Source organism: Geobacillus sp. FSL K6-3411 (genome assembly GCF_037965715.1).
Taxonomy (GTDB): domain Bacteria; phylum Bacillota; class Bacilli; order Bacillales; family Anoxybacillaceae; genus Geobacillus; species Geobacillus thermodenitrificans.
On record NZ_CP150187.1, the window covers coordinates 740,086 to 757,055 of the forward strand.

Annotated in this window: 17 protein-coding genes and 1 pseudogene; 9 read left to right on the top strand and 9 right to left on the bottom strand. The window is 50.9% G+C overall.

From position 1 onward, the window contains the following. Window positions 1-13: 13 nt before the first annotated feature. Together NSQ22_RS03770 and NSQ22_RS03775 are read left to right on the top strand one after the other, a co-directional pair. Window positions 14-1,192, top strand: coding sequence for an exonuclease SbcCD subunit D (locus NSQ22_RS03770; protein ID WP_011886887.1), 1,179 nt, complete (start codon window positions 14-16; stop codon window positions 1,190-1,192). After that, window positions 1,189-4,533, top strand: a complete 3,345-nt coding sequence (locus NSQ22_RS03775; RefSeq protein ID WP_339264191.1) for an SMC family ATPase — start codon at window positions 1,189-1,191, stop codon at window positions 4,531-4,533. The genes NSQ22_RS03770 and NSQ22_RS03775 overlap by 4 nt, the downstream gene beginning before the upstream one ends. A gap of 89 nt (window positions 4,534-4,622) precedes the next feature. Here NSQ22_RS03775 and NSQ22_RS03780 read toward each other — a convergent pair whose 3' ends face one another. From NSQ22_RS03780 to NSQ22_RS03810, 7 genes are all read right to left on the bottom strand, one after another. Then, complete coding sequence (locus NSQ22_RS03780; protein WP_008879086.1) at window positions 4,623-4,844, bottom strand: spore germination protein; 222 nt, start codon at window positions 4,842-4,844, stop codon at window positions 4,623-4,625. After that, window positions 4,844-5,233 carry a spore germination protein GerPE gene (locus NSQ22_RS03785; RefSeq protein WP_008879085.1) on the bottom strand — a complete coding sequence of 130 codons (390 nt, stop codon included), beginning with the start codon at window positions 5,231-5,233 and terminating at the stop codon, window positions 4,844-4,846. Before NSQ22_RS03785 ends, NSQ22_RS03780 begins: the two co-directional genes overlap by 1 nt. Then, entirely contained in the window at window positions 5,230-5,421 is a 192-nt protein-coding gene (locus tag NSQ22_RS03790) for a hypothetical protein (protein WP_008879084.1), read from the bottom strand. Before NSQ22_RS03790 ends, NSQ22_RS03785 begins: the two co-directional genes overlap by 4 nt. 2 nt (window positions 5,422-5,423) lie before the next feature. Then, on the bottom strand, window positions 5,424-6,020 hold the full coding sequence (locus NSQ22_RS03795) for a spore germination protein GerPC (RefSeq protein WP_011886889.1): 597 nt from the start codon (window positions 6,018-6,020) through the stop codon (window positions 5,424-5,426). An 83-nt stretch (window positions 6,021-6,103) separates the two neighbouring features. Continuing rightward, window positions 6,104-6,328, bottom strand: coding sequence for a spore germination protein GerPB (locus NSQ22_RS03800; RefSeq protein ID WP_011886890.1), 225 nt, complete (start codon window positions 6,326-6,328; stop codon window positions 6,104-6,106). Window positions 6,329-6,343: 15 nt separating this feature from the next. Continuing rightward, window positions 6,344-6,565: a spore germination protein gene (locus NSQ22_RS03805; RefSeq protein ID WP_008879081.1), complete on the bottom strand. Its 222-nt coding sequence runs from the start codon at window positions 6,563-6,565 to the stop codon at window positions 6,344-6,346. 68 nt (window positions 6,566-6,633) lie between these two features. Continuing rightward, window positions 6,634-6,858: a spore germination protein gene (locus NSQ22_RS03810; RefSeq protein ID WP_008879080.1), complete on the bottom strand. Its 225-nt coding sequence runs from the start codon at window positions 6,856-6,858 to the stop codon at window positions 6,634-6,636. A 146-nt stretch (window positions 6,859-7,004) separates the two neighbouring features. Here NSQ22_RS03810 and NSQ22_RS03815 point away from each other — a divergent pair, with 146 nt between their 5' ends. The 3 genes and pseudogenes from NSQ22_RS03815 to NSQ22_RS03825 all read left to right on the top strand — a co-directional run bounded on the left by NSQ22_RS03815 (window position 7,005) and on the right by NSQ22_RS03825 (window position 9,281). Continuing rightward, window positions 7,005-7,229: a spore germination protein gene (locus NSQ22_RS03815; RefSeq protein ID WP_008879079.1), complete on the top strand. Its 225-nt coding sequence runs from the start codon at window positions 7,005-7,007 to the stop codon at window positions 7,227-7,229. Window positions 7,230-7,353: 124 nt separating this feature from the next. Next, a pseudogene (locus NSQ22_RS03820) lies at window positions 7,354-7,860 on the top strand (AMP-dependent synthetase); the annotation flags it as partial. A 251-nt stretch (window positions 7,861-8,111) separates the two neighbouring features. Next, entirely contained in the window at window positions 8,112-9,281 is a 1,170-nt protein-coding gene (locus NSQ22_RS03825; RefSeq protein ID WP_108437919.1) for a DUF418 domain-containing protein, read from the top strand. Between the two features lie 12 nt (window positions 9,282-9,293). Here the strand turns inward: NSQ22_RS03825 and NSQ22_RS03830 are convergent, their stop codons facing one another. After that, complete coding sequence (locus NSQ22_RS03830) at window positions 9,294-9,476, bottom strand: aspartyl-phosphate phosphatase Spo0E family protein (protein ID WP_223812822.1); 183 nt, start codon at window positions 9,474-9,476, stop codon at window positions 9,294-9,296. A 309-nt stretch (window positions 9,477-9,785) separates the two neighbouring features. On the opposite strand from NSQ22_RS03830, the gene NSQ22_RS03835 reads away from it, so the two are divergent. From NSQ22_RS03835 to NSQ22_RS03845, 3 genes are all read left to right on the top strand, one after another. Then, complete coding sequence (locus NSQ22_RS03835; RefSeq protein WP_008879077.1) at window positions 9,786-10,694, top strand: fumarylacetoacetate hydrolase family protein; 909 nt, start codon at window positions 9,786-9,788, stop codon at window positions 10,692-10,694. Between the two features lie 140 nt (window positions 10,695-10,834). Further along, a complete protein-coding gene (locus NSQ22_RS03840; RefSeq protein ID WP_008879076.1) occupies window positions 10,835-11,188 on the top strand; it encodes a YisL family protein in 354 nt (117 codons plus the stop codon). A gap of 122 nt (window positions 11,189-11,310) precedes the next feature. Then, window positions 11,311-14,151 carry an EAL domain-containing protein gene (locus tag NSQ22_RS03845; RefSeq protein ID WP_011886894.1) on the top strand — a complete coding sequence of 947 codons (2,841 nt, stop codon included), beginning with the start codon at window positions 11,311-11,313 and terminating at the stop codon, window positions 14,149-14,151. A 130-nt stretch (window positions 14,152-14,281) separates the two neighbouring features. Here the strand turns inward: NSQ22_RS03845 and NSQ22_RS03850 are convergent, their stop codons facing one another. Then, the gene (locus NSQ22_RS03850) at window positions 14,282-14,830 is read right to left on the bottom strand and encodes a DUF2777 domain-containing protein (RefSeq protein WP_081157088.1); all 549 of its coding nucleotides are present in this window, start codon (window positions 14,828-14,830) and stop codon (window positions 14,282-14,284) included. Between the two features lie 269 nt (window positions 14,831-15,099). On the opposite strand from NSQ22_RS03850, the gene asnB reads away from it, so the two are divergent. Further along, on the top strand, window positions 15,100-16,947 hold the full coding sequence (gene asnB / locus NSQ22_RS03855; RefSeq protein WP_081156988.1) for an asparagine synthase (glutamine-hydrolyzing): 1,848 nt from the start codon (window positions 15,100-15,102) through the stop codon (window positions 16,945-16,947). Window positions 16,948-16,970 lie beyond the last annotated feature (23 nt).

Consider the following 16,970-nt stretch of genomic DNA (forward strand, 5'->3'; position numbering starts at 1 on the left):
GAGGGGGAGAGACATGCGCATTTTGCATACGGCGGACTGGCATCTCGGGCGAACACTCGAGGGTCGAAGCCGGTTGGCTGAGCAGGAGGCGTTTATCGATGAGCTCATCGAAATTGTCGAGAAAGAACAAATTGACGCCATTTTAATGGCCGGTGATGTATTTGATTCCGTCAATCCGCCGGCGGCGGCGGAACAATTGTTTTACGAAAGTTTAGCCCGCCTGTCCGACAAGGGACGGCGGCCAGTCGCCGTCATCAGTGGAAATCATGACCATCCGGACCGCATCAGCGCCGCCCGGACGTTGCTTTCCGATTATCATATTTTTCTGTTCGGCCGTCCGGAAGCTTCCGTTTGCCGAATTGATGTCCCCTCATGCGGGGAGACGATGATGCTTGCTCCGTTGGCCTATCCGTCCGAATCGCGCCTTGCTGAGCTGCTGTCGTCTGATCATCGGGAAGCGGTGCTTCGTGACCGTTATGATGACCGCATCCGTGCACTGTTAGAGATGATGGCCGCTTCATTCACTGAAAAGACGGTCAATATAGTGATGAGCCATCTTTATGTCGCCGGCGGCCGTACGTCCGATTCTGAGCGGCCGATTGAAGTAGGTGGCGCCTATACAGTGGCGGCGACGAGTTTGCCGAAAGCCGCCCAATATGTGGCGCTCGGTCATCTACACCGGCCGCAGGACGTCAAACGGGCGGAGACGGCAGCACGCTATTCCGGTTCACCGCTCGCTTATAGCTTTTCCGAAGCTGGGCATGCCAAATCGGTCACGGTCGTTGATGTGCACCCGGGCGGGGCGGCTAGCGTGACGGAAATTCCGCTTGCCGCCGGCAAGCCGCTCGTCCGTTGGAAGGCGACAGAAGGGCTCGCCCAAGTGTACCGTTGGTGCGAGGAAGGAAAAGACCAGTCGTGCTGGGTTGATTTGGAGCTCCATGTGACTGAGCCGTTAACAATGGAAGAAATTTACCGGTTGCGCAAGCTTCATCCAGGTTTTGTTTATATCCGTCCGGTGTTTCCCCAACGGGTGGAAGAAGAGGCTGAAGTGAGCCGCGAGGCGCTCTCGCTTGAAGAGATGTTCTGCCGTTTTTACAAACGGCAAACAGGGGGACAGACGCCGGATGAAGAGCTCGTCCGCCTTTTTTTAGAGCTGGCGGCGGAAGAAGAGCAGGAGGGGGGAGAGGAGTGAAGCCGATTTCACTGACGATTGCCGGGCTTCATAGTTTCCGCGAAAAACAGACGATCGATTTCACTGTGCTGTGCGATGGTGGCGTGTTTGGTATTTTCGGTCCGACCGGAAGCGGCAAATCAACGATTTTAGACGCCATTACGCTAGCGCTGTTCGGCAGTGTTGAGCGGGCCGCTAACCGCACTCAAGCGATCATCAATCATGCTGAACAAGAATTGTTCGTCTCATTTACGTTTGAGCTCGAAAATGCGGCGGGAGCCAAACGGTATACAGTGGAGCGCAGCTTGAAAAAGGTGGACGAGTGGCGGACGCGAAGCGCCGTCTGCCGGTTGATCGAACATCAACCGGAGCCGGTCGTGCTCGCTGACAAACTGTCCGATGTGGACAAAGCGATTGGACAATTGCTTGGTCTGACGATGGAAGATTTCACCCGGGCGGTCGTCTTGCCACAAGGCAAATTTGCCGAATTTTTATCGCTTAAAGGGGCAGAGCGGCGGCAAATGCTGCAGCGCCTGTTCCATCTTGAACGGTATGGGGACCAACTAAACAAAAAGCTGAAAGATCGGCTTATCGCCGCTGAACAAGAAGAGGAAAAAATCGAAGCGGAGAAGGCCGGGCTTGGTGACGCGTCGAAAGCAGCACTCGAGCAAGCGGAGACAGAGGAGCGGGAGCTGGCAGCGCTGCTGGCGAAGCGAAAAAAAGAGCTTGAGGAAGTCGAAGCAAATGTTGAACGGACGAAACAGCTTTGGGTGTGGCAGCAAGAAAAAGAAACGATCGAAAGAGAGCTGGCTGAGCTGCGTCGGCATGAGCCGGATATCCGTGCGCTCGAAGTAAAAAAAGAGCGCGCTGAGCAGGCTGAGCGCATTTGGCCATACTGGGAACAGTACGAACAGGCGCGACGTTCACAAATAGCGGCCCTCAAACGGTACGAAGAGCTGGCGCGAAAGCTGGAGACGGCCAAGGCTAGCCACGAGGAAGCAGTGCGCCGCTATGAGCAGGCACGGCTGGAAAAAGCGAGGCGAGAACCAGAGTTGCTGGCGCAAACAGAGCGGCTGCGCCAGGCGGAACAACTCGAGCGGCAAATGGAGACAATCAAGCGCGAGCTTGCTGCTCTCGATGAGGAGCACAACCGTTTGGCGGTTCGGGAGAAAGCGGCGCAACGTCAGTTCGAAGAGGCGTCTGCTTGGTATGAACGCGGCATGAAGCGGCAGCAGGAGCTAAAAGAAGAGCTGCAACGATATACGGAGGCACTAGCTAGAAAAGACGAAGTAGAGCGGGCGCATGGGGAGAAGCGGCAGATCGAGCAAGCGGCATCAGCCGTCGCCCGTGTTGATGCACAGCTTCGGCAAAAGGAAGAGGTTTGGCGCCAAGCGGAAGAGGAACGGATCAAGAGGGAACGTCAGGCGGCCGTTGCCGGCGCTCGGCTTCATCAGCTGTTTCGACTTGTGGAGAAAACGTATCATTCCGTCTGTGAGCGGCAGCAAGACATCGAAAAACGGCTGTATGCGTTGCAGCAGGACATCGAGGCGGAGCGGGAGCGGATTGAGGAAGCGCGAACGGCAGAACTGGCGGCTGTACTGGCAGAACGACTCCGCCCCGGGGAGCCGTGCCCGGTGTGCGGGTCGCGCGAACACCCACATCCGTCCACCAAGCCGTATTCCACCGGCCAGGGGCGACTGCCTGATCTTGAGCAGGAGCGGCGACAATGCGAGCAAGATTTACAAACTTTGTTTTCATTAAAGGCGCAGCTCGAACAGCTTGCGGGGCTTGCTGCTGGTCATGGGGTACCTCCTGTCTTTACTGAGGGCCGCCCGACAGAAGAAGTGAGCGATGTCTTCGTTGAAGTACGAGCGCTTCAGCAGGATATCATTGAGCAAAAAGAATCCGTTTATCGGGCGCTTGCACAATGGAACGAAGCGGAAGCAGCAAGGCGTGAAGCGGAAAACGCATGCCGATGGGCAGCAGCTGATATGGAAGCGTTGCAAGCTGAGAGGCGGCGTCTAGAAGAAGAACGGCAGCGGCTTGAACAGCACTGGCGGCAGACCTACCCTTCTTTTTCGCTCGAGACGATCGACATCGTATACGAGCAGCTTCGTGAACAAGAGAAAAAGTGGCGCGATGTGCAAAAACGGCTTGAGGATAGTGTGCCGTTTTTAGAAGAAAAACAGCGGGCAAAAGAGAAAGCGGCTGAAGAACAACGTCGGATCGAGACGGAGCGGGTTCGCCTTGACTCACTCATTAGCACCAAACAGCAGCTATGGGAAGAGTATGAACGACAGCGACGCGAGAAAGCTGGTCCTAACCCGGTGGCTCAGCAACTTCGGGAAGCGGAATCGGAATGGCGCCGGCTGCAAAACGATGAGCAGCAGGCGTATGATGAATGGCAACGTGTCCAAAAAGTGTATCAAACGCTAGAAAGCGAGACAAAAGTGGCCAAGCAGGCGGTCGAAGAAGGCGCACGTCGTGAAGAAGAAGCGCTCGCCCGTTGGCGCCTCGTCCTTGCCGATACTACGTTTGCCGATGCTGAAGAAGCTGAACGGGCGAAAGCGACGAAGGAACAATGCAGCGAGTGGGATGAAGCCATCCGCCGCTATTGGCGCCAAGTTGAACAGGCGGAGCACCGTCGGGCTCAACTTTCGGCGGCCCTTGGCGAGGAGGCAGTGAGCGCTGAACAATGGGAGATGTTGCAGCGTGTATACGCCGAGCTAAAAGCGGAAATGGAAACGATGACGCAACAACTTGGGGCGGTTCAAGGAAAAGTGGCGGAGCTGAGAAAAAAACATGCTCGTTTTGTTGAACTCGAGGCAAAGCAAACGCAGCTCAGCCGGCAAATCGAGCGGTACAAGCAACTGCAGACATTGCTTCGTGGCAATAGTTTTGTCGAGTTTATGGCGGAAGAGCAACTCGAACAAGTGACGGCCATAGCGGCTGAGCGGTTGCAACGGTTGACAAGGCACCGTTACTCGCTTGAACTTGATTCACAAGGCGGATTTCTCATTCGCGATGACGCCAACGGCGGCGTCAGAAGGCCAGTGGCCACGCTCTCCGGTGGGGAAACGTTTTTGACCTCATTGTCACTGGCGCTGGCGTTGTCGGCGCAAATTCAGCTGCGCGGCGAATATCCGCTCCGGTTTTTCTTTTTGGACGAGGGCTTTGGTACGCTTGACGCCGAGCTGCTCGATATGGTGATTTCCGCTTTGGAGAAGTTGCATACACAGCAGTTGGCGGTCGGCGTTATTAGCCATGTCCAAGAAATTCGCACGCGTCTGCCGCGGAGGCTCATCGTTGAGCCAGCGGAGCCATCGGGCCGCGGCACGCGCGTCCGGCTGGAAACGATGTAGAGAGCGTTCATTCAATGAACGGAACGAGTTTTTGGTAAAGTAAAAAAGGGGGCAGTCTGCCCCCTCTGTTTGTTGGCTTTTGGTCATGTTCAGTTGTTAGCGGTAACGTTTTGGTCAAACACATCTGAGTCAATCGTGTTCGTAAAGCTAATGACGTTGTTCGTCATGATGAGGTCACCAGTATTAAAGCCGCCGGATCCGCCTAGTGCTTTTGTAGCGACTTTCGGTGCAATATACAGGCAATCACCCATTTGGACGACGGCGCCGCCTTCGACGGAATTGATTTTAATCGGTCCAACGAATGAAGGCATTACGAATCCCTCCCTCTTGTTGGCGCAGGACCGTCTAGATGGCGGATATGTTTAATTCGTGACTCCGCCTCTACGGTGGAGGTTGACCCGATATGAACGATAGACGAAGAAGAAATCCCGAGCACGCGGACTGACCGAGCTGAAATGACCGGAGATTGATGGAGCGTCTGCTTTGAAGTGATCGGCGACGGAAAAGACCAGCGTGGGATCGGTTTTGTAAAGACGGGGAATGTTTGTTCTCCTTCTGAACCGAAAAACAACTCGTGTTGCCGCTGAACGGCTAAATCGCATGTACGGGCAGAAATCCGTTCTGAATCGCCGATTTGCAATACAGAGCTAATGACTACTGTTTCCGAATGAAATGCTTGCACAACTGACGTTCGCTTCACGATTCTTCCCCTCGAACCTGCACGAGCGGAACGAACGGACCGATAATAAGCGATTCCGGCGGTGTGTCAAACGCAGATGATAAGTTGATCACATCGGCGTCGCCGATTAAAAACAGTGAGGCGCTGGCGACCGCCACAAGATGGATATCGCTGACGTGCACATCGCGGTTGATGACGGTGTAATTCACGTTTATCCCCCCCCAGAAGGCAAATGTTTGAGAAACGCATCAAGCGATTGTTCGATGTCAGCTTTCACTTTTTGAAAAATTTCATTTTCGACCGTCTCATCGCGGTCACCTGGCGGAACATAACCATTGTTCGCTTTCTCCTGCAAATAAAAACGAATGCGTTCGTCCGTTTGCCGGGCAATGTCTTGCAAAATAAATTGCCGGTACGTATCGTCAAGGCTGCGGCCGTATTGGCGTTCAAGCTGTTTTAGCGTTTCCGGTGCTTCCTTGTTGAGGTAGGAGGCCACTTTTTCTTGAATGGGGCGCATCAGCACGGGTTCCGGCTTCGAAATCACTGTTTTTTCTGGGTCAACGGCAAAGTCTTCAATTGTTTCCCCGGTTCCTGGAGGGGTGATTCCGATGTTTAGCGTCCCTTCAAGCGTCTCGATTTTGAGTTGATCAAATTTATATTCAATCCGTTCGATCGATGTGCGCGGCTGGGCCTCGATTTCCTGAAGCTGGGCTTCGAGAATACGAAGGCGTCGTTCAAGCACCCGTATTTTTTTGGTTTGCCATGATAAATAGCGGTGTAGCTTGACGAAATACTCGTATAAACTCATCGTGCACTCCCATCCTCTCCTAAGAGCCCTCTTACTTCAGTATATGGACGTCCCCTGGTTCTCATCACTCTTTTCTGTTGAGTTTAGAGATTGGCCGAATGGAGAGGAACGAGAGGGCCGACCGGTTGCGCTTGCGGACCGAGCGGTACAGTCGCTTGCGGGGCTGGACCGGTGAATCCACCGGTGTTGGAGAGCGTCGACAGTGCCTGAATGCTGCCAGCACTGCCAATTTGCAAAACGGATGAGTTTGTCACCGAACCGATCCGCAATTGATGAATGCAAATGCTTTGGCTGATATAAAAATTCAACCTCCTTCCCCTCCTCTATACGTTGCCAACGACATTTTCGTCGGCAACATCAGCGTCATTCGTGTTCGTATTGCTGTAATAGTTATAGATATAAAGCCCGTCGCCAGTGTTAAACGAACCGGCTCCAGCGAACGTTTTTGACACACTTTGCGGGGAAATCGCAAACACATCTCCAATATGGAACACGCCGCTGCTCCCGACGCTGTTCAGTTTCACGATTCCGACAAAAGCCGGCATGGGGCATGCTCCTTTCATCACTTCGTAGGTAATACTAGTGTATGGGCACAAGTCGGAAAACGTTCGCTCTAATTGTTGGCTGTATTATTCGAGTCGGAAAAGTCCGGATCTCCTGTGTTCGTAAAGCTAACAAACGTATTCGTCTGCAAGAAATCTCCGCAGTTGCTGCCACCTGCGCCGGCATGCGACTTACCTGTGCTCTTTGGCGCGATTTGTAATACATCGCCAAAATTGACGGTGCCATCCCCGCTCACATGGGTAATTTTAATCGGGCCACTAATAAATGAAGGCATAAGACTTCCTCCTCCCCCCGTATCTTTAATTATATTGTATGAAAGGGGAGAAAAATCGGTTCAGTGGAGGACAGAGGTCTAGGTGGCCGCCAGCTTGGCTGCATACGATAAAAAAAGGGGAATGGAGAGAAAGGAAGGAGAAGGCGATGCCAGCAATCGTCATTGGCGGGATTAAGGTTACGAGCGTGGACGGCAACGGCACCGTAAACATGGGGGATGTGTTACAAATCGCTCCCAAAAGTACATTAAAAGCGAACTCCGGTGCCGGCGGTGGCAATACTGCTGAGTTTTTGCAAACGAACACGTTTTGCAGCGTCACGAATACGATTGATTCAGATGTGTTTGATTCTGGTGTAAAAGGAAACAACTAGACGGTCGACAATGAAAAAGACCGTCTTTTTCTTTTTTTCTATCTTCACTATATAATGTTATTGGGAATTTTCTAAAATATATGGTCGGGGAGATGAACGTACCGCTTTGTGCATACCCATCGGAATGCCTGCTGAATAAAAGCAGCGGAAGAAAGCAAAAACCGGCTATCCGATGATCGGATGCGAAGTGAAAGTCGTCAACGATCATGGAGAGGAAGTGCTGCAGAGTGGACGGGTAATCGGTGAGGTGATTGCCCGCAGCCAAAGGGGATTGGAAAAATGACGAAGCGACAGTTGGTTGCATGCAGGAGATATGACGACAGGACATAATGATATCGTCAGCCGAAAAAAGGATATTATTAGTGGAGAAGAAAACATTTCCTCGGTTGAAGTCGAAGGAACGCTTTATGCTCATCCATCTATGCTCGAAACGGTCATTCGTTATCGCCGTGTCGCATGAAAAATGGGGAAACGCCGCATGCATTCGTCGTTGTTCAACCCGGGCATACGAAGAGGAACTGATCACCTTTTCGCGGGAAAAATTGGCTCACTTTAAGGCGTAGCATTTGTGGATGAACTGCTAAAGACCGCCTTTGGAAAAATTCAAAAAGTGTATTTACACCGTCAATAGTGGGATTCACTCGAAAAAGCGGGGTGTTACGTAAACGGATGACGTGACGGATGCACCACTGCGCTAACCAGAGACACGAAATGAAAACGACAGGCGGACGAATCGCCTCACATGACGGAAGGGCGCGGTTCGGCGGGGACATGACCGCTAGCTGTAAAGTGAGCTGATGAGGCGTTGGGTGATGCGATGATGTTGCTGAATAGGTGAGCTGGCCTCCTCGACATAACGGAGAGATAGAAAGAAGGGATCATGTGACGCCTTTATCGGCAGATCGAATTGCGGCAGTTGATGTTTTGCGCGGATTTGCTTTGTTTGGTATTTTGCTTGTTAATATGCGTTATTTTTCGTCACCGGCGTTATATGTGGAAGACGTTGACGGCAACACCTTCAACCGTGTGGTTGCCGCAGCGATCGATCTTTTGTTTGAAGCAAGCGCCTATCCGCTGTTTGCCTTTTTATTCGGATTCGGTACGATCGTACTTTACCACCGATTGCATCAGCGTGGGGAGCGGCCGTTTCCGATTTTGCTGCGCCGCTTCCTCCTTTTGCTTGTGATCGGCATCATTCATGCGTTCGGCCTTTGGTTTGGCGATATTTTAATTCCGTACGCGCTCGCCGGGCTTATTTTGCTTTTGTTCATGAACGCCCCGTCACATTGGTGGCGGATGGCGGCGTTGGCCGGTTTTTTCTTTTTTCACATCCTCGTAATATTGTTGCTATTCATGAGTATGCTGGCCGGGGGAACGGAGACAGCTGAGGGCCAAGCGGCAGAGGCAGCTGCCGCCCTTCACCATTATCAAAGCGGAACGTTTCGCGAGGTATTTTGGCAGCGATGGCACGATTGGTCGTATCTCAATGGTGATGGCGGACTTTTATTTACGTTGTTGGCTGTATTGCCGTTTTGTTTCCTCGGCGGATATGCCGCTAAAGAGCATTGGCTCGAGGCCGGACGCTATCCAACCGCTGCGCTGCGACGCTTGATGAGTGGAGCGCTATGTCTTGGCCTGGCGTTAAAAACGATTCCGTATTGGGCTGGGGCCAACACGTTGACGATGTATATTCAAGACAACTTTGGAGGTGCTGTTTTGGCAGTGTTCTACGCCATTGCTGCCATGTTGGTTTGCAGGAAAACGAACTGGCAGCCAGTGTGGCGATGGCTGCAAGATGCCGGAAGAATGTCGCTTACTCACTATCTCACACAGTCACTCATTTGCACCTCCCTTTTTTACAGCTATGGTCTTGGATGGTACGGACAATTGAACGAATGGCAAGGAGCGCTATTGGCGATCGGGATATATGTCGCTAGTTTATGGGCAAGCCACTGTTGGTTCACCCGATTTCGTTTTGGCCCGGCAGAGTGGCTGTGGAGATGGGGAACGTACGGGATGCGTCCACCTTTTCGACGACAGCCGGGTCAATAAAAAATCCGTCCCTCATTGGACGGATGGAACAGGCGGTTCAAAAACCGTGGTTTGCTGCAAATATTGGTTGATCAATCGGTCAAGCTCTTGGCTGCATTGGATCGTTTCTTTCGCTGTAAATCCATAGGTGAGAGCCAATTCGATCATTTGTTGTCGTTTTTCTTCGATTAGTAGGAGAACCATTTCCTTCACCATCAATTCTATTGAAATGTTGGTTAAGGCTTGTCGCTACCAGTGACCGAGGTGAGACCTTTGTTGTATGACTAAGGTCATAACTGACAGCTATAGTGGAAACTAAACATTATTATACATATAACGACGGAAAAAGGAAGCGATTCGGGAAAATAAGTGGTAAATTTCCTAATTTAGACAAAATTCTACAAAAAACAGGACTTTGTCTCGTGAATAGCGAATAGAATAGTCAATGCGCTGCGATGGGGGGATGCAGTCTGTATGCCTGCTCCCGTGCATTTGAACACTTAGGTAGAGAAGGAGAGGAAGACAGTGAAACTAATTACGGCTATTTTCAATGGAGGAGAACCAGCAATCGGAGTGGTGCCGGAAGGGGAGGAGACGGCTATTCATTTGCGCCGTGCTGAACGGGCGATGGACGGGAAGGAGACCATTCCGTCATCCATGCTAGAGGCCATCGCCCAAGGGGATGCTTTTTTGGCTCGAGCTCGGGAAGTTGCCGATTGGGCTCTTCGCTACTCGGGAGCGAACTACGTCTATCGCCTTGGTGATATTCGCCTCCTTGCCCCGATTCCGCGGCCGGCGAAAAACGTTTTTTGCATCGGCAAAAACTATGTTGACCATGCGCTTGAGCTGGGAGATGCCGCTGATGTACCGAAGCATTTAATCGTCTTCTCGAAAACGCCGACGACGGTCATTGGCCATGAGGAAACGATTTTGCGCCATGCGGATGTCACTGACGAAGTGGACTATGAAGGGGAGCTCGCATTGATCATTGGTAAAAAAGGGCAGGCGATTCGCCGCGAAGAAGCGCTCGATTACGTATTTGGATACACGATTATCAATGATGTGACCGCCCGTGATTTGCAGGAGCGACACCAACAATATTTGCTCGGCAAAAGCTTGGACACGTTCTGTCCGATGGGGCCATGGATCGTGCCAAGCAAATTTGTAACAAATCCGAACGATTTACGCATTGAAACGCGAGTGAACGGCGAAGTACGGCAGCAGGCGAGCACAAAACAGTTTATTTTTCCGATTGAATCGATCATTGAGACGATCTCAAAAGGCATGACGCTTGAACCGGGCGATATTATTGCTACAGGAACGCCGGCTGGGGTCGGCAAAGGAATGAATCCGCCGCGCTTTTTGCAAGCAGGTGATGTCGTCGAAGTGACCATCGAGGGAATCGGCACGCTGCGCAACAAAGTCGGGGAATGAGCTAAGCACAAACAGAGATAGCATGCCGCCGAAAAGGGTTATCAAAAATAGAGGAGTTTTTCATCTTTCGTAATGTTTGTCAACAGCTTGCCGCCCATGCTATGATGAGAATGGACTTGGGAAAGTTGGAGGGATACACATTGACACATGCCCATATTACGAGCTGGTTCATTATGATTATCTTATTCTTGATCGCTGTATCGATGCAGCGTTCAGGGGCGGCCAAAGCCAACATTATAAAAATGGTTTTGCGGCTGTTTTATATTATAACTATCATTACCGGTTTGCTTTTGTTGCATAGCATCGCCTCGATTTCTGGACTTTACTGGCTGAAAGCGCTCGCCGGATTATGGGTAATTGGAGCGATGGAAATGGTTCTTGTGGCGGGAAAAAAAGGAAAAAGCATGGCGGCAGGATGGACGCAATGGGTGATTGCGCTTGTTGTGACGTTATTCCTCGGTTTGCTGTTGCCGCTCGGCTTTGATTTGTTCTAAACAAAGCGGTAGCCCAACAGCGGGTTGCCGCTTTTTCCTTCGAGAAAAATGTAGTATGTTAAAATCAATAATTATTTTTTAGTATTCTGATTGTTTTGTTGATGGGGGAGGCGTTATTGTTCATGCGTTCGTTGCGTTGCCGCCATGCCGAGGAACTGTACCGGCTAGTCGAGGATGATTTTTCTGCGCTGCCTGGGTCATTGTTCATCCAAGTTGCCGCTGACGATGAAGAGCAGGTTCGCCATACGGTCGAGTTAGCGGCACGCCGTTGGCCGAGCGCCCATCTTGTCGGAGTGGCGGGATCATTGCCGATCATCGGCGAAACAACGTTTTTAGCCAGCGTGATGTCAATGGCGCAATCCAGTGTTTCGTCGCTGGCCTTGTCGGCGGTTGACTCTGCTCATCCGACCGAGCTGGCCGCGCAGATCGCAGAGGCGGTCATTCACGAAGAAACGGCATTGCTCTTATTATTTACCGATTGCCGCGCTGCTTTGCTGCCTCTTCTCCGTCATTTGCCGCTTGCCAACGAACGGATGACCATCGTCGGCTGCACCCTTCCGGACGGTTGCGCTTTATTTTCGCGCGACGGCCGTCTTGATAAGGGGGTGGTCGCTGTCTCATTCAGCGGCGCGTCACTTCGGGTCCGCTGTTTCTCCCCGTTTTTATGGGAACCTGTTGGTTTGGCGTTCTTAGTAACGAAAAGCTCCGACCAACAGATCGGCGAGCTCGACGGGCAAAAAGCATCACTTTATTTAGAACGCTATTTAGGGAAAGAATTTATTGATCGATTACCATTTTCTGGAATGGAGTTTCCTTTTGTTGTGGAGCGGAACGGATATTATGATTGCTTGCCGATCATAGGGATGGGTGAAAACGGAACGATCACGGTCAACGGCCATGTTAGTGAAGGGGAAAAAGTGAGATTTGCTTACATGCATGCTCCCTCATTTTACTCAAGCATGCACGATTTGACGATACAAACGGCTAAGCAACCAGTCGGGGACATGATATTTTACTATAGTACGGCATTAGAAGGGTATACGCGTCCAATGCTTGAGGGGATGGTTTCAGCGTTCGGGAAAGCTACTTCATTTCCGGCTATGGAGGTTATGGTAAAAGACGCGTATACAACTGGGCGGTTAGGAGCGTTTGCTGCTGTTTCATTAATGGAAGGGGCAGTGTCGACACAAGACAGGCCAACTTTGGATATACCGCAGCCGCCGGAAGGGATAACGACGTTAGCTCAGTTGATGTCGACATCATCACGCGATATGGAACGGCTTCATGCCCGCCTGCAGATGTCTGAACAGCGATATAAATCACTGTTTGAACATAATACCGATATTGTGTATTCCACCGATTTGCACGGTCATTTTACAAGCGTCAACCCTGCCTTTGAACGAGTGCTTGGCTATAGGAAAGAAGAAATTTTATATACCAATTCCCTCAAGTATGTTCATTCAAGCGACATCCCCCGCGTCACCCGCTATTTTTACCGGGCACTGCGCGGAAATGTGCAAACGTATGATTTGGAAATTCCGACGAAGTCAGGAGAACGGCTCCTTTTTCAAATGAAAAACATCCCGATTATTGTTGACGGGAAAAAGGTCGGCATTTACGGGATCGGGCACAACATTACAGAGCAAAAGAAAGCAGAGGAGAAAATTTCTTATTTGGCGTACTACGACCCGGATACAAACTTGCCGAATCGGACGAAATGGATGGAATTGTTTTCTAAACAACTGAAAAGAGCGAAACAGAAACAGCAGAAAGTAGTAATCGCCTTAATTGATCTCGACCGGTTTAAATGGATTAACGACAGTGTTGGTCATTACGCTGGCGACGATATTTTGCGTCAACTTGTTGAGCGTATGAAGCGCGTGCTGCCGGCCGGAGCGCAACTTGGACGATTTCATGGCGATAAGTTTTGTTTGCTTTTTCCGTTAAAAACGAGCGCCGGGGCGGCGACCGAAACCGCGCTTCAACTTGTACGCGAAGTATCGAAACCGACAGTGTATAGCCAAAAAGAGTTTTTTATTACGGCCAGTATCGGATTAGCCGTGTTTCCCGATGACGGAGCGGACGAACACACGTTGTTGCGCCATGCCGACATGGCAATGAACAGCGCGAAAAAAAGCGGCGGCAACCGGGTGGAGCGCTACTGTGCTCAAATGAATGAAGAAGCGGTGCACCGGCTGGAAATGGACAGCTATTTACGCAAGGCAGTCGAAAAAAATGAATTGTTCCTTTGCTATCAGCCCATTGTCAACGTACGGACTGGTGCGGTCATCGCTACAGAGGCACTTATTCGTTGGCGGAACCCGCAGCTTGGACTGGTGCGGCCGGATGAGTTTATTCCACTGGCTGAAGAAACCGGATGGATTCATGAAATCGGGCGTTGGGTGCTGCAAACTGCTTGCCAACAGACGAAGCGATGGCAAGAGATGACGGGCAATGACAAACTAGCTATTTTTGTCAACGTTTCTGCCGTACAGTTTCAGCATGAACGATTTGTAGATGATGTGAAACGAGCGCTCAAGCAGTCGAATTTGTCGCCGTCATGCCTACATCTTGAACTGACGGAACATTCGATGCTTCGTCATCTATCGAGCACGATGCGAACGCTAGACGAATTAAGGCGGCTTGGCGTTGGCATCGCCGTTGATGATTTCGGGAGCGGGTATTCTTCGTTCCATTATTTAAAGCAGCTGCCGGCGACTATTTTGAAAATTGACCGGGCGTTTATCGAGCATTTGCATGCTAATGCGTCCGATGCGGCTATCGTTAGCGCGATGATTACAATGGGGCGCGGGTTAGGGCTCGAAACGGTTGCTGAAGGGGTCGAGACGCTAGAACAGCTTGAACGTCTCCGCGACTTACAATGTAGCTATGCTCAAGGGTATGCGCTTTGTCCGCCGCTTATGGCTGAAGAGGTGACTCCGTATGTGGCAGGGCAGCAATAAGTATTTTTATCTAGTTGATCAATAAGGATAACGTCGCCACCGTATCCGATAAAGTGGCTGTTTACTTTTCAGTTGAAGGCGGGATACCCGGTCAGCAGCGAAACAACGCAGCTGCCGACCGCTTTCGTCTTCAGCCGATTTGGGTGCAAATGGCCCGTTCACCGTTGTTCAACGTGATTTCAAATCGGTCGCTGGATGCTTGGCCGCGCTCATAGTAATGGTGGACACTACCGATCTGTTCGGTGTTGTCATAAATGATGAAATTGACGCCGGTTGATTTGGCAAACAATAGGCCGTTGTAGCAATACAGGCAATCGTAAAGAGAAAAACCGAGGCTGTTTAGCCATTGAACGAACTGAAAAAAAGCTGGATCGGGGAGCGAGGCCAGCCATTGCCGATACGCATATGTCAGCCGTTTGCGGAAACGGATACGGTCGCCGTTTGTCAGGGGAAAAATGCCGAGATCAGTAGCGATCATGCCGGTTTCTTGCCACTGTCCGGATAGCCAGTGACCATAGCGGAACAGCTCGATGCCTTGTTCCGCCATTTCTTCGACTAGAGACGCTTCCTCCGCCTCTTCATCAAAAAATATCCATTCATCGTTCACAAACTCTACAGTTCCTTGCACGTAAGCACGGGGCTGTTCAGCAATACACTGCAAGCGCTCTTCAATATCCAATTTTTTCATCCTCCTTGTATTCCTCTTTTTTTCCACTTTTTTGTTTGTTTATTCGTTTGGTTGTTGTCTTCGGACAATTCATCGAAATCAACGATAGTGCATAAAATGGAATCATGCCGAAGCGGCAATGACTATCGCTCTGCTAGGAGGAACGATAGTCGAGGATAGCCGCGAGGAAAAAGGGGAACGGGCGATCGAAAGAACAATGTGAACGGTTCGGGCGAACAAATATTTATTTGCCATTTTTGATAAAGAAAGGATTGGTTCGTATGTGTGGCATCACTGGCTGGGTGCATTTCGGGCGTGATTTGCGCCGTAAGCAAGAGGTGATTACCAGGATGACGGAGACGCTCGCTAAACGTGGACCGGACGATACGAATACATGGCTCGACACTCATGCTGCGTTCGGTCATAAGCGGCTCGTCGTTATTGACCCGGCCGGCGGCAAACAGCCGATGATCCGGAACAAAAACGGACACCGCTACACGATCGTTTACAACGGTGAGCTATACAATACGGAAGACATCCGTAAAGAACTGTTGCACAAAGGCTACCGGTTTGACGGCCATTCTGATACAGAAGTGCTGCTCGCCGCTTATATAGAGTGGAAAGAACAATGTGTCGATCGGTTAAACGGTATTTTTGCCTTTGCTGTTTGGGATGAGGAGCGGGAACTGTTATTTATGGCGCGTGACCGTCTTGGAGTCAAACCATTGTTTTACCGTCAACAGGCTGAAGAGTTGCTGTTCGGCTCCGAAGTGAAGGCAATTTTAGCTCACCCTGATGTAAAAGCAGAAGTCAGTTATGAAGGGTTAGCGGAGGTATTTGGGCTCGGTCCGTCGCGCACACCGGGACATGGAGTATTTTATGGTGTCCAGGAACTGCGCCCGGCGCACGCGTTAACCTTCTCCCGTACCGGGCTTCGCGTCTGGCGGTACTGGAACGTCGAAAGCGATGTCCATCGTGATTCGCTCGGGGAAACGATCGAGAAGCTGCGTTTTTTATTGACCGATGCTGTCACACGCCAGCTCGTTTCCGATGTGCCGGTATGCACCTTTTTGTCGGGCGGCGTTGATTCAAGCGCCATTACAGCGATTGCCGCCAACGCTTTCGCCGCTAACGGGAAAGGACCGCTCCATACGTACTCGATCGATTATGAAGGAAACGATCAATATTTTCAGGCGAACGATTTTCAGCCAAATACAGATGCGCCGTTTATTGAACAAGTGTCAAACAAGTTTCAAACGATCCACCATCGCTGCGTGATCACTCAAGAAGAGCTGTTCCAACATTTGCGTGATGCAGTGATCGTCCGTGACGTTCCAGGCATGGCTGATGTCGATTCTTCGCTCCTTTGGTTTTGTAAACAAATTCGTGAGCAGTTTGTCGTGAGTTTATCTGGAGAATGTGCGGATGAAATTTTCGGCGGCTATCCGTGGTTTCATCGTCCAGATGACTTAGCAAGAAAAGGGTTTCCGTGGATGCGCTCGATTGAAGCGCGCATTGGCTTGTTAAAAGAAGAATGGCGGAAAAAACTTCGCCTTGACGACTACGTGCAAATGCGTTATGAAGAAACGCTTGTTGAAGTGCCGCGTCTTGAAGGGGAAAGTGCCGAGGCGGCGAAGCGGCGTGAACTGTTTTACTTAAATATGATTTGGTTTATGACGACACTGCTTGACCGGAAAGACCGGATGAGCATGGGGGCGAGCCTTGAGGTACGTGTGCCGTTTGCTGATCACCGGCTCGTTGAATATGTTTGGAATATCCCATGGGAAATGAAAATGTACGGAGGACGAGAAAAAGGTATTTTGCGCAAAGCACTTGAAGGGCTGCTTCCGCAAGACGTGCTCTATCGAAAGAAAAGTCCGTACCCGAAAACACACCATCCGCTGTATACGAAGTTGGTGAAGCAATGGCTCAAGCAACTGCTTCGTGATCGTTCTTCTATCTTGCACGAGTTTTTCGATCAAGAAAAACTGACGGCGCTTGTTGAATCGGGAGGGAAGTCGTTCCAAATGCCATGGTTCGGGCAACTCATGACCGGACCACAGCTGCTTGCTTATCTTGGCCAGGTGCATGTTTGGTTTGACCATTACGGCATTCATATTAAAGAATAAGAGCTGCGTGAGGGCGCAGCTCT